Annotated in this window: 13 protein-coding genes; 9 read left to right on the top strand and 4 right to left on the bottom strand. The window is 41.5% G+C overall.

Translation table 11 applies throughout. The annotated features are described in order from the left end of the window. The first annotated feature begins 7 nt into the window (after nt 1–7). Both HG267_RS07395 and HG267_RS07390 read left to right on the top strand, forming a co-directional pair. Nucleotides 8–382, top strand: a complete 375-nt coding sequence (locus HG267_RS07395; protein WP_045871392.1) for a response regulator — start codon at nt 8–10, stop codon at nt 380–382. A gap of 644 nt (nt 383–1,026) precedes the next feature. Next, nucleotides 1,027–1,470, top strand: a complete 444-nt coding sequence (locus HG267_RS07390; protein ID WP_045871393.1) for a response regulator — start codon at nt 1,027–1,029, stop codon at nt 1,468–1,470. Nucleotides 1,471–1,641: 171 nt separating this feature from the next. Here the strand turns inward: HG267_RS07390 and HG267_RS07385 are convergent, their stop codons facing one another. Together HG267_RS07385 and HG267_RS07380 are read right to left on the bottom strand one after the other, a co-directional pair. Next, on the bottom strand, nt 1,642–2,037 hold the full coding sequence (locus HG267_RS07385) for a PleD family two-component system response regulator (RefSeq protein ID WP_045871394.1): 396 nt from the start codon (nt 2,035–2,037) through the stop codon (nt 1,642–1,644). Nucleotides 2,038–2,095: 58 nt separating this feature from the next. Continuing rightward, a complete protein-coding gene (locus HG267_RS07380) occupies nt 2,096–3,223 on the bottom strand; it encodes a response regulator (protein ID WP_071989423.1) in 1,128 nt (375 codons plus the stop codon). Nucleotides 3,224–4,444: 1,221 nt separating this feature from the next. Here HG267_RS07380 and HG267_RS07375 point away from each other — a divergent pair. The 4 genes from HG267_RS07375 (at nt 4,445) to trxA (ending at nt 7,204) form a co-directional block, all read left to right on the top strand. Next, a complete protein-coding gene (locus tag HG267_RS07375; protein ID WP_045871397.1) occupies nt 4,445–5,083 on the top strand; it encodes a tetratricopeptide repeat protein in 639 nt (212 codons plus the stop codon). Then, nucleotides 5,029–5,256, top strand: coding sequence for a hypothetical protein (locus tag HG267_RS07370; RefSeq protein WP_155539343.1), 228 nt, complete (start codon nt 5,029–5,031; stop codon nt 5,254–5,256). Before HG267_RS07375 ends, HG267_RS07370 begins: the two co-directional genes overlap by 55 nt. 173 nt (nt 5,257–5,429) lie before the next feature. Beyond that, nucleotides 5,430–6,383: an RluA family pseudouridine synthase gene (locus HG267_RS07365; RefSeq protein ID WP_045871399.1), complete on the top strand. Its 954-nt coding sequence runs from the start codon at nt 5,430–5,432 to the stop codon at nt 6,381–6,383. A gap of 503 nt (nt 6,384–6,886) precedes the next feature. Then, nucleotides 6,887–7,204, top strand: a complete 318-nt coding sequence (gene trxA, locus HG267_RS07360) for a thioredoxin (protein ID WP_045871400.1) — start codon at nt 6,887–6,889, stop codon at nt 7,202–7,204. A 321-nt stretch (nt 7,205–7,525) separates the two neighbouring features. Here trxA and prmA read toward each other — a convergent pair whose 3' ends face one another. Next, nucleotides 7,526–8,446 carry a 50S ribosomal protein L11 methyltransferase gene (prmA, locus tag HG267_RS07355; RefSeq protein WP_045871401.1) on the bottom strand — a complete coding sequence of 307 codons (921 nt, stop codon included), beginning with the start codon at nt 8,444–8,446 and terminating at the stop codon, nt 7,526–7,528. A 92-nt stretch (nt 8,447–8,538) separates the two neighbouring features. Next, nucleotides 8,539–10,119 carry a phosphoglycerate dehydrogenase gene (gene serA, locus HG267_RS07350; protein ID WP_045871402.1) on the bottom strand — a complete coding sequence of 527 codons (1,581 nt, stop codon included), beginning with the start codon at nt 10,117–10,119 and terminating at the stop codon, nt 8,539–8,541. A gap of 589 nt (nt 10,120–10,708) precedes the next feature. Between serA and HG267_RS07345 the strand changes: the two genes are divergently transcribed. The 3 genes from HG267_RS07345 (at nt 10,709) to HG267_RS07335 (ending at nt 12,873) form a co-directional block, all read left to right on the top strand. Further along, the gene (locus HG267_RS07345; protein WP_155539345.1) at nt 10,709–11,041 is read left to right on the top strand and encodes a hypothetical protein; all 333 of its coding nucleotides are present in this window, start codon (nt 10,709–10,711) and stop codon (nt 11,039–11,041) included. A 76-nt stretch (nt 11,042–11,117) separates the two neighbouring features. Then, nucleotides 11,118–11,561, top strand: a complete 444-nt coding sequence (locus HG267_RS07340) for a chemotaxis protein CheW (RefSeq protein WP_045871404.1) — start codon at nt 11,118–11,120, stop codon at nt 11,559–11,561. 13 nt (nt 11,562–11,574) lie between these two features. After that, on the top strand, nt 11,575–12,873 hold the full coding sequence (locus tag HG267_RS07335; RefSeq protein WP_045871405.1) for a methyl-accepting chemotaxis protein: 1,299 nt from the start codon (nt 11,575–11,577) through the stop codon (nt 12,871–12,873). The last annotated feature ends 161 nt before the right edge of the window (nt 12,874–13,034 follow it).

Genomic DNA, 13,034 nt, shown 5'->3' with positions numbered 1-13,034 from the left:
ATGACAAATGACCAAACAAGTATTAATTGTTGATGATGACGAGCACCTCCGAGAACTGGTACAGGCTTGTTTAGAAGACTTAGGGGGATGGAAAACAATGACAGCTCCATCAGGGAAGGAAGCGTTAAAAATTGCCCAGACAGCACCCATTGATGCGATTTTGTTGGATGTATCCATGCCTGATATGGATGGTTTTGCAGTATTCGAGAAACTGCAAGAAAATATGGTTAGCCAATCGATACCAGTAATTTTATTGACAGCGAGAGTTTTGCCCAGAGATCGCGATCGCTTTGCACTCATGGGAATTGCTGGAGTCATTTCCAAACCTTTTGAACCCATTACTATTTCCCAGCAAGTTGCAGATATTCTCGGTTGGGATTGATTTGAAAGTGCTAGGTGCTGACTGCTGAGTAAACCCCAAGTACACTTTCATACAATACTTGTGAAATTTGTTTCATCAGAACAAGCTATCTTGATGAAACAGCGATTATTGCTATCTAGTATCTGAAGCCATACTAATGACAAATAACAGCTACTTATACCAATTTGAAAAAAGAACGCGACAGATTGTAAGGGCACAGCATTACCGTGCCCTCTAGAATATATTGATGTGTCGCAAACATTATTTTAATTGGTATTATTTCTCAGAATATTAATTTCTTTATTAGTTCTTTATTTTTATCCTTTATCTTTCTTGTGAGTGCATCAAAGTTTCTCAACTTACAGGATAAAGCTATGAGTGTTGGTCAGAAACTTGTAAAAAATATTTCAGCGTGCTACCGATTTGAAAAAACAATGTGGCAGAGATACATTCCGTAACTATTATTATTTCTGGCTTGGTTTTGAATTGGTATGACTTTATTTTGCTTCCAAGTCGTACTACTAGCAAAATGCCAGCACCAGCATTTATAGCGCCGATTTATTAAAGAAAATCTGTAAAAATTAGCACATTTTTAACCAACTATATATCTAGCATCACTAAATCTCTTTTAGATGATGAATTTTACCTTTTTGGAGCTTAATTCAATGAAGACTGGGGAGAAAATCACTATAAATACTAGAAAAATCTTACTGATCGATCATGAATTGATTGTAAGGGAGGTTTTGGAACTGTGCTTGCAAGATTTAGCGAATTGGGATGTAATCACAGCCGATTCTCCATTATCAGGATTGGAACAAGCAGAACTTGAGCGCCCTGATGCAATCGTCTTGGATATCGGAATGCGTGGTAGCTTTATGTTTCTACAACAACTAAGAAGCAATCGCAAAACTAAAGCAATTGCTGTTGTGTTACTAAGTGCAAATGCAAAATGGCTAGATCCAAAATTTCTGCAACAGTATAAAATTTCAGGTATTATACTTAAGCCATTCAATCCAGTGACGCTACCTGTGGAAATCGCTAAACTTTTGAATTGGAATTATAATGTACTACTTAATTCCCAAAATAACTTAACATCTATAGTTCGATGAGTTACAAATTATTGTAAGGACGCACAACTATGCGTCCTTACCTATGTACTTAATTTACTGGAACGATATAGAAATCATATTTAATTGTTGCCAACTCAGGTATATTTTTATTCTTTATTTACTGTTACTCCTTTTACTATAAATTTGCAGCGCTTGTTATTTTTTTTCGATTCATGATATAATGTAGTTCCAACCAGTCACGACTTTAATTGCACTTAGTAGATCTTCGGGAGTATAAGGCTTAGTTAAATAAACATCAGCACCTTGTTTTCTAGCCCATGCATGATGAACTGCCTGATTTTTATTACTACAGATCACGATTGGCATTTTTTGACTACTTAAATTTATTTTCAGGAAGCGGCACAATTCAAATCCACTCATTCCTGGCATTACCACATTAGTAACTATTGCATCTGGTTTTTCCTCTAATGCTATTTCTAAAGCCTCTTTAGCAGCAGAAGCTTTAACTATTTTGTAACCCCAGTCTCCGAGATAATAACTCATCAGTTCCCATTCTCGCAGAGAGTCTTTGACAATGAGAATCTTGCCAGCCCAAGTAATACCCAACCCTCAACCTCCCAAAAAAATAAGTAGGTTTGGTATTGTTATACTTCTGATTGCGAAATTACACCATGTGTTGAAAGATAATTTTCAACAAGTCTCCTTGCGTAAAAGGTTTAGTCAAATAGCCAGAAGCCTTGACTATCTTGGCTTTAGCTCTATCAATCAACCCTGTTTTAGCTGTAACCATAATTACAGGCGTATTTTTAAATTGGGAATGTTTACGCAATAAAGAACATAATTCATACCCATCAAGATGTGGCATGTTAATGTCTAATAAAATTAAGTCAGGTTTGGTGCGAAGAATTTCCATTAAAGCTTTTAATGAATCTGTAACTCCAATGACAGAAAACATCTGCTCATCTAAAAAACTTTTAATAGCATTTAAGACGCTAGGGCTATCATCAATGCAGAAGATAGTGTATAGTTTCTGGTCTGTAGTCGCAGGCTCAAATTGATGAAATTGATTATCTGTCTGCTGCAGGTTCGCAGTTAAATTATCGGAGGTTTCGGCAACTTGATTACTACCTTGCTTTGGGAAAATTGGTGGAGTTGTACCTAAAGATGGCGATGGTGTTTGACGTGCAAATTGTGAACCTGGATTTTGGGAAAATTGCGGTTTAAGATGACCTCTATATAGTGATGATTTATCCCCAAAAGGAGCTGCTCCTCTATATTTTTGACATTGTTCAACTAGTAGGCGTAAATTGAGATAACAAAACTTTGGCAAATCATCTAAAAAACTTTCGGGAATAAATTCGTAACTACCTTCTTCCAACTTCAAAAATGAGTCGAGAACTTCTAACGCCAATTGTTCAATAATAATTCCGGCTTGCGAAGAACTAATATATTTTTGATTGACTAACCAACAAATAGCTAGATAATCTGGATTTGGTATTGCTTGATTTTCGATCCCAGTCTCAAAAATTGCCCGTAACTGTTGATCGATTCCTTTGGGAAGAGTGGAAATTTGCTGACTTAAACGCTGCAAGTGTCTGTAAAGAGACTCAAACATTTTTTCTGAGTAGCAAGCGTAAATCAGTTTACCTTCTTCTATATATATTGACCAAGACCCTGATGAGCTGAATACTTGCAAACACCCAGTTACAGATTTATTTGTGATTTTTTTTAAGAGAGATAATGGCTGTAGCTTTTGAAAAAACCTGTATCTACTAATAGGAAGTGTCTTCATTGGGACGGCTCTAAGATAAAAGCAATATTTTTAATCGAAATTTTTGGAAACCCTTTCTGAGCATTACAGGGATCAAGTTAGAAGTGCTTTTAGATAGACATAGCGCTTTACGTCTAGGCGAGTAGAAGCAAATCTCGCTAACTCCCAACTCCCTGTCACACTAGAGTGCAGTTCGATGCACTCTAGCTTAGTAGAACAGCCATGCTATTTCTTGCCAAATAGCAAAATGGCTATACCTGCTCCCAGGAAACAGTATTCCAAAAATCAGCTTTACTTTCTGTATCTTTCGCTAATCTAGCTCATCTCACAGTAACGCAAGCGTTACAGCTAGTGCATTGCTCATGCATTAATTGCATGAAATCATTGCTCATGAGCTTTTTTAGCGACATTTGACATTACGTAACTAGTTAACCTTGAGGATGTCTCCAATTTGTGAAACTGTATTTATTGTAACTAAGTAAATATTTACCCTAATATTTTACCAAATTGGAGATCGTAGTGGTTCTCTCTAGAAACTTGGATAAAATTATCACTTGTTTCACAACTATGGTAACTTAGCACCGAGGAATAATCAGTTTGGATTGGATACGCAGATTGTGTATGGTAAGATGCAACGGCAACCGATTTAGCAGCAGGCAAGCTTTTCATCAGCAATAGCAACATATTTTGCTTTTATAAGGGAAAAATAGCCAATCTGCACAATTTGAAGGGTCTAAAGGCCCGATGCCAGAACATTTACTCAACTAGATTTGAAATTGCTATGTTGTGGCTTCGGCGAAGGATTAGCCTGCGATCGCAACGCTTCGCAATTTTTCAGATCAATAGTAAATATTCAGTAACTTCCCTACTAAAACTTAGGTTACTGCAAAATTCATAAAAAGGGAAAAGAAATATGTGAATTTTGTGAAAAGTAAATGAAGGAATTATGAAATAGAGCTATCTACATTAAAAATGTTATTCAAAAATAAATATTTATTTGGTTTATCCGGTTAACTAAAAAATGTACAGAAGATATCATTTTTTAGTTGATTTTTAATACCTGTACGGTAATCATCAATTGAGAAAAAATTGAGCCAGTCAGGGGCAATTTCACCCCTTGGAGCAAGTTTAACCCCGCACATGGCGCTGGCTTACCTACGTAGATTTTACAAATGGTGCAGGAATTCTCTAGTTGTTCTATGTATAGGTAATAATAAGAACAATGCATTTCGAGAGTAAGAAATGACTGTAAGCCCTAACCTATCAGAGTTGCTTCAGCAAGGACATGACCAACTGGATGGGGGAAATTACCACCAAGCTTTAGATACTTTTTACCAAGCGGCTGCACTAGAAGCCCAAAATCCACAGGTATTATATGGCTTGGGTTTAGCTTGCTATCGACTTGAACAATATCAAGATGCCATAGGATATTGCAGCCAAGCTTTGATAATTGAGCCAAACTACATTTTGGCATTAGCTAGGCGCGGATTGGCTTACAAACAGCTAGAGCAAACACAGTTAGCACAGGCTGACTTTGAGCAAGTTATCGCACTTACCCCTCAAGATGCAGAAGATTGGCATGGTAAGGGAATTACTCTATGGGCGTTAGAACAATATGAAGATGCGATTGTATATTACAACAAAGCTATAGAAATTAAACCTGACTATCACCGTGCTTGGTACAGCTGCGGACTAGCGTTGGAACAATTGAGGCGATATGAAGATGCACTTACATCGTTTAACAAAGCAATAGAAATCAACCCCGACTATTGCCATGCTTGGAATGATAAGGGAATGGCACTGAGTAATTTAAGTAGATATCGAAGATGCGATCTGATCGCAATCTTAGCAACACGGTGGCGATCGCAGGTGTCGGATTAGCGACTAGCCAAGTAGCATCTTCCATCATTCTTGCCCAAGAACCCCCACCCCCAGATATTCCCTTTTTCCAAACTCCGGCGTTTTGGTGGAGTCTCACAACTGGCGTAGTTGCTAGCCTCATTCTTTGGAGTATTCTGCGTTTGTATCGCCTGATTGCCAATCGCTTTCAATAAAAGCGACGGGAAACTCTATCGCCTTGTGGGTGGACAGGGATAGTCGCACCGTCGCTTGGGGCATTGGGCATTGGGCATTGGGCATGGGAGGATTGATTGTTATTGTTCCTTGTGGGTGTGTGGTTCGTTAAAATTAACTAGCATTCACTTAATTAGCAGCACTTCTAGATAGGGTGACCGAATTTAATTTACAAGTCCAAGACAGCAGCGAACGCCTTGATCGCTACCTTAGCCAAGAGTTACCAGATTTATCCCGTTCGCGTATTCAACAGTTAATCGAACAGGGTAATGTGCAGCTGAATGGTAAAGTTTGCACATCGAAAAAAATTAATGTGAAAACAGGCGATCGCATTACTCTAGAAATACCAGAAGCTCAACCCCTACAACTGCAAGCGGAAGATATTGCTTTAGATATTCTCTATGAAGATGATCAGCTACTTATTCTCAATAAACCCGCAGGTTTAGTTGTCCATCCTGCACCTGGTCATCCTGATGGAACTCTCGTTAATGCTTTATTAGCACATTGTCCCAATCTTCCGGGAATTGGGGGTGTGCAGCGTCCGGGGATTGTCCACCGTTTAGACAAGGATACAACAGGTGCGATCGCGATCGCTAAAACAGATATCGCCTATCAACACCTGCAAGCACAACTCCAAGCTAAAACTGCACGACGTGAATATTTGGGTGTCGTTTACGGTGCGCCAAAAGCCGAAAGTGGTGTGATAGATTTTCCGATTGGTCGCCACCGCCAAGACCGCAAAAAAATGGCAGTGGTTCCCATCGAAGAAGGCGGACGCAATGCAATTACCCATTGGCAAGTCCGAGAACGGCTTGGTAATTACACATTAATTCACTTTCAACTCGAAACAGGACGCACCCATCAAATTCGCGTCCACAGCGCCAAAATTGGGCATCCCATTGTTGGCGACCCAGTTTATGGTTCTGGTCGTTCTATTGGGGTAAATTTGCCTGGTCAAGCATTGCACGCTTGGCGGTTAAAGTTACAGCATCCTATATCTGGTGATTTAATTGAAGTGACAGCCCCCCCACCCCAAACCTTTGTTACTCTGCTAGAAGTTTTAAGACGGCGTGCTTTTAGTAGTGCTGCATTGGAGAGACGCGATTAATCACGCCTGTACAAGAGCTGACTTTTCACGGCATGTGGAAAACGTCATTTTGCGCTTTCTCTCAACCCCTATTTTTCCGTTACCTATTGTCATCAATTTAATACTCTTGCGAATGAAACTGTGGAAAAAGCTACGTAGTTTGCTTGGTTGAGGACTTACCGTGAAAAGTCAGGTACAAGAGGGCGGGGGAGAAAGAGTTTTTTGGGTTGTTCTACAGATGGAGTATTAATAACTAATCAGTTAAAAATAATATGAATTATGAATATGAATTATTAAATATTAAGAATATTAAGTTATAAAATAAACCTTAAATTTTCTGTTGTGAGTTGTTTACCGTAATGCAATTTTTTCACAAATTTGCTGCATTAAAAGTAGAGTTAAAGCATCTTTCAAAGGTTTGATATTTCATGCTGTTGACTTACTTTAAAACAAAATGATGTTACACCTTTTCTTGAAAGTACGCATTAATATTGAAATCAAACAAGAGAAAATCGGTGTGTCACATGGCTACTAAAAAACAATTCAACAGCTTTGAAGAAATGCTGAGTGATTCTGATGTACCTGTTTTGGTAGATTTTTACGCAGATTGGTGTGGCCCTTGTCAGATGATGGTGCCAATTTTAGAACAAGTGAATGCCCAATTAAAAGACCGTCTACGGATAGTTAAGATAGACACAGAAAAATATGCAGAGTTAGCAACCAAGTATCAAATTTACGCCTTACCCACCCTGATGTTGTTTAAGCAAGGTCAACCAGTAGACAAAATTGAGGGTGTAATGCAAGCACCGCAATTAGTCCAACATCTACAAACTAAGCTTTAGGGCATTGGGCATGGGGCATGGGGCATTGGGTAATGGGTAATGGTAATTTCTCCTTATCTGCCTTATCCCCCTCAATACTTGTCGGTTAAGGGGAAAAGGGGAATGGGAAAAGGGAAAGAAAAAACCTTGAACCCTTAACCTTTAACCTTTTCCCCAAAACCAATTTTGAGTTCAAAACGCTATCCCTTGTAGTATTGTCATCCCCCTAATCCCCATTACCCCTGATCCCCAGAGGGGGCCCCGAGTTCCCCAATCCCCATTACCCCTGATCCCCAGAGGGGGCCCCGAGTTCCCCAGTCCCCAGCCCCCAATCCCCAACCCCTACGACCGTCGCACATTCAAGCAACACCATTCTTTCTTCTTCCACAAAGTAGCAATCACCCAGCCGTGTTGTTCTAAGGCATCAGCTACGGCTTTGGATTGCTCAAGTAAAATGCCACTGAAGATAGCCCAAGTGCTAGGTTTGGTAATCGCGGTGATTTCGGGGACTAATTCGATAATTACATCAGCTAAAATGTTGCAGACAATGCCATCTACTGGTGCTTCAATCAGTTTTTTGAGGATGTCTACGCTGCCTTCTGCTGGGATCAAGCGTTTTGGGTTAATGTCGTTGAGAGCGCGATTGCTGAAGGTGGATTGGACTGCTAATGGGTCATTATCCACTGCATAAACTTTTTCTGCCCCTAGTAAGACTGCGCCAATAGAAAGGATACCAGAACCACAACCAATATCAGCAATTACTATTGGCTCTTTTTGAGTGTCTGAATTTACAAATGATTTAGGTAATTGACTCAGCCGCATTTCCAGAGATTCTAAGCATAACTGAGTTGTGGCATGGTTGCCTGTACCGAATGCTACACCAGGGTCGAGGCGAATTACTAAGCGGTCTGTGGATTCTGGGAATGGTAGCCAAGCTGGATTAATCAAAAAGCGATCGCCTATTTCTTCTGGTTGCCAATATTGTTTCCAGCTAGTAGCCCAATCTTCTTCATCAATTAATTGCCAGTTTAAATTTGGCTCTGATAACCCTACACATAGCGCATCTTGACGTAGCCACAACGATAGTGCTGCCAAATCTAACAAATCTACCTGAAATTCTGGTAAATAAGCCTTGACGAGTGAAGAATTGCCTTTACCTTCAATTGCTGTACCACGACAGCCAAAATTTTCCAGTCGCCAAAAGATTGTATCTTCTAGGTCTGGTTCAGCTAATATCTGTAATTCCCACCAGGTGTTTGCCATCTTTTCAGTGCTCAGTTCTGAGTGCTGAGTGATGAGAAAGTCCTGAGTTGATTCTTCTTCTACTCAGAACTCGCTACTCAGCACTCAGCACTTTATAGTGTTACTGTATACGCGTCCCGAATGCCTGGTACTTTGGTAATCTCATCCAAAATGCCCTCTGGTAAGGGATCATCAATACTGAGAGCCATGACTGCATCACCACGGACGATTTTGCGACCTACCTGCATACTGGCAATATTGACATTAAAACTGCCAAGTAGGGAACCAAGTTTACCAATGATACCCGGCATATCGCGGTGCAGGGTAAACAGCATATATTTGCTGGGGGGAACATTAATGGGGAAACCATCAACGTCAGTCAGGTGGATTTCTTTGTCACCTAACAAAGCACCAGTGACGCAATGTGTTCCTAAAGTGCCTGTCGCTTCTAGATGCAAGGAACCTGCATAGTCACGTACAGAGGCATCTCTGGTTTCAATCACCCGGATTCCCCGTTCTTTAGCCTCAATGCTGGCATTGACGTAATTTACTCGTTCCCGCAGTGCTTGGTATAGAAGTCCTTTTAGGGATGCTACCACTAAAGGTTGGCTTTTGTTAGTTGCTAGTTCGCCTTGCAGTCTGATGTTGAGTAATTCTACTCGACCGCCTGCTAGTTGTCCTACGAGATTTCCCAAGGTTTCTGCTAGCTGCATATAGGGTTTGAGTTCTTCCAGGACATCGGGGCCGAGTCCGGGAATGTTCACAGCCGAACGTGCGGGTAATCCTAAGAGGACATCACGGATTTGTTCAGCCACATCAATCGCCACATTCACTTGCGCTTCTGCAGTTGATGCTCCCAAGTGGGGGGTGAGGATGATGTCTTTACCAATCGATCGCAAATCCGATTCGGCTAATGGTTCAGACTCGAATACATCTAAGGCTGCACCAGCTATTTTACCTTCTTTGATTGCCGCCGCTAAAGCTGCTTCATCAATGATCCCACCACGGGCGCAGTTAATAATCCGGGCAGTAGGCTTCATCTTTGCCAGGGTTTTGGCATTGATTAAATGCGCTGTTTCTGAAGTTTTGGGGATGTGTAAGGTGATGTAGTCTGCTTGCTGGATGAGCAAATCTAAATCAACTAATTGACAACCAATTTGTTCAGCTCGTTCTGTAGAGATGAAGGGATCGTAACCTAACAACTTCATTCCCATCGCCTTAGCTACAGCCGCCACGTGGGAACCAATTTTACCCAACCCAACAATACCGAGAGTTTTTTTGTAAACTTCCGCGCCGACAAAAGTTTTGCGATCCCACTCACCTTTTTTCACCGAGACATTTGCATCGGGGATGTGACGAGACAAAGCCAACATCATGGCGATCGCATGTTCGGCTGCTGCGATCGTGTTACCTTCAGGAGAATTGACAACCACAATCCCGTGGCGTGTGGCAGCGGGAACATCCACGTTATCCACACCCACACCTGCACGACCGATAATCTTTAACTGCGTGCCGGCTTCAATAATTTCTTGGGTGACGCGTGTACCCGAACGAATCATCAGCGCATCGTACTCACCAATAATTTCTATCAGTTCTGCTGGTTTTAAACCTGTTTTGACATCAACCGTTGCTACTTGCGAGAGAATGTCAATTCCAGCCTGGTCAATAGGATCGGAGACAAGAACCTTGGACATGATTACTTTGTTTAAAGCTACAAGTTTTGCTGCACAAGACTTTTTAGTTTAGTCTTTATCCGTTGCAATTCAGCAAAAATTCTTTATTGTAATATCAACTTATCCTTACACTGACACCTCTCACTGAGGGTATATATTAGTTACACAGGTGATATGGCGCTGCTGCCAAATGTGCTGAGTGCTGAGTTGCAAGTCAGAATATACTCTTCTGCCTACACCTCTGCTTCTGTTTTCTCACCTTGTCCCTTGTTGATGCTAGGTGCTGAGTTTCAGAATTTGAATTGATTTTTACTGCCTCCTATATTTGAATATCAGTGACTGTTCGTGTCACCTTTGGGTAAATATAAACCATGAATAGGGGACAGTATAGATATATTTATTAATCGTTAAGAGTTATCTGTATTTCTTTCTGGCTACGCAGTGGCTCAGGAATATCACTTGACGTTGCATTCATCCCCAGTAACACAGTACTGCTGAGTATCACTTTATTACTGTCAAGGTGTGTGCGTAGGCGTAACCCTTTCTTTTTAACGCGCCTATTTGTAGGTTCCAAATCTTAATACTTTGAACAAAGCCGGATTCAGTTTTCTTGAGATTTTCTTTACGAATCATCTCTTACATTAACAATGCCAACCTATACATTAGTAATGTCAACCGATACGTTGGCAATGTCAACCCTTACATTGGCAATGTCAACCCACACATTAGCAATGTCAACCGATACGTTGGCAATGTCAACCCACACATTAGCAATGTCAACCGATACGTTGGCAATGTCAACCCACACATTAGCAATGTCAACCGATACGTTGGCAATGTCAACCCCTACATTGGCAATGCTGATGAAGCAACTTGTGTGTACACTGTAGGCGCGTGGGAAGGGGAAAAGGGAAAGAAAAAACCTTTCACCCTTAACCTTTAACCTTTTCCCCAAAACCAAATTTTGGGTTCCAAACCCTATCTCTTGTAGTATTGCTTCCTTCCCCACCCCAACCATCATGACTGAACAACTGTGTACCTTTTTCCTCAACGGCATTTTTTTTGGGATTGACGTACAGCACGTTCAAGAAGTGATTCGTCCCCAAGTAATGACACCTGTACCCTTGGCTCCCTCAGATATTTGTGGCTTAATTAACCTGCGGGGACAAATTCTCACAGTCATTGATTTACAGCAGCGTTTAGAAATGGGTAAATCCACCATCCGCACCACAACCCCACTAGATGAAGCCCAAGGATTTAATATAGTTGTCTCGACTCACGATGAAGTAGTTAGCCTCCTGGTTGATGATGTTGGTGATGTCTTAGAATTCACACAAAATACATTTCAACCCCCACCAGCAACTTTAAAAGGTAGAATGCATCAGATGCTAGCTGGAGCTTATCCATACGCAGGGGGTTTGCTGCTAGTTCTAGATACTAAAAAAATTTTAGCTGCCAATTGAGGAGCACTTTGCAATGGCTACAAGTCGGAGTGGGAAAACAGCCAAAACTCCCTCAGAAAATACTATAAATACAGTTGAGAGCGATCGCACTCCCACAGATCCGCAACTGCAACCTTTACTGAATGCATTGATAGCCGCCAAAAATGGTGATTTTTCAGTCCGCTTACCAGTGGATAACAATGGATTAGCCGAAATCGCCACAGTTTTTAATGAATTGGTGAGTGTCAACCAAGCTTTTAGCAAGGAAGTGAATCGCTTTGCATCCGAGATTGGTAAAAAAGGTAAACTCGGTTCCCAAGCTGAGGTTCCTGGTGTAACAGGTGCTTGGCAAGAAGTAATTGATAATTTAAACCAAATGTCAATTAACCTCAAACAGCAGATTACCAGTATTAATGATGTAACTCTCTCTGTGACTAGTGGCGATTTATCTAAACAAATCAAGGTACGCAATGCTGGCGACTTCAAACAGCTTACCGATAATACCAATCAAATGATTGGTAGCCTGAAATCTTCAATTCAACAAATGGCAGAAGTAGCCACAGCCGTTGCATCCTCCGCAGAAGAATTAACCGCCGTCAGTCAGGAAATGAATGCAAATGCCGAACAAACCTCAGAACAAGCCACTTCCGCCTCCGCCTCCGCCGAACAGGTGAATCAAAATACAGCTACAGTGGTGACGGCGGTGGAAGAGATGAACGCTAGTATTCGCGAAATTGCCAAGACAGTTTCCCAAGGTGCGAGAGTCGCAATAGAAGCTGTCAAAACAGCCGGTCGCACCAACGAAACCATTGGTAAACTTGGTCAAAGCAGCGTGGAAATTGGCAAAGTCATCAAAGTAATTACCTCCATTGCCCAGCAAACAAACTTACTCGCCTTAAATGCTACCATTGAAGCAGCGAGAGCCGGAGATGCTGGCAGAGGATTTGCGGTAGTGGCAAATGAGGTGAAGGAACTAGCCAAACAAACCGCCAACGCCACCGAAGATATTAGCCAGCGCATTGAAGCAATTCAAACAGATACCAAAGGCGCAGTCAACGCCATTACCCAAATTACTGATATCATCAACCAGATTAACGACTTACAAAGTGCGATCGCCAGTGCCGTAGAAGAACAAACCGCAACCACCAACGAAATAGCCCGCAACATCGGCGAAGCCGCCGCAGGAACCTCCGATATTGCCAAAAACATCGGCATCGTCGCCCTCAACGCCCAAACCACCACCATAGGAGCCAGCAACACCTCACAAGCCGCCACAGAACTATCCCGAATGGCAATAGACTTGCAAAAAGTCGTCAATCAGTTTCAATATTAATTGGTGTTTGTCATTTGTCATTTGTCATTTGTCATTCGTCATTCGTCATTTGTCATTTGGTAATGGGTAATGGGTAATGGGTAATTGCAATTTCTCCCCTGCTCCCTCATCCCCCTCATCCTCCTCATCCCCCAATCCCCAGTCCCCAATCCCCATTACCC

Source organism: Tolypothrix sp. PCC 7601, from assembly GCF_025677855.1.
Classification (GTDB): domain Bacteria; phylum Cyanobacteriota; class Cyanobacteriia; order Cyanobacteriales; family Nostocaceae; genus Aulosira; species Aulosira diplosiphon.
This window is presented reverse-complemented; position numbering and strand designations above follow the sequence as displayed.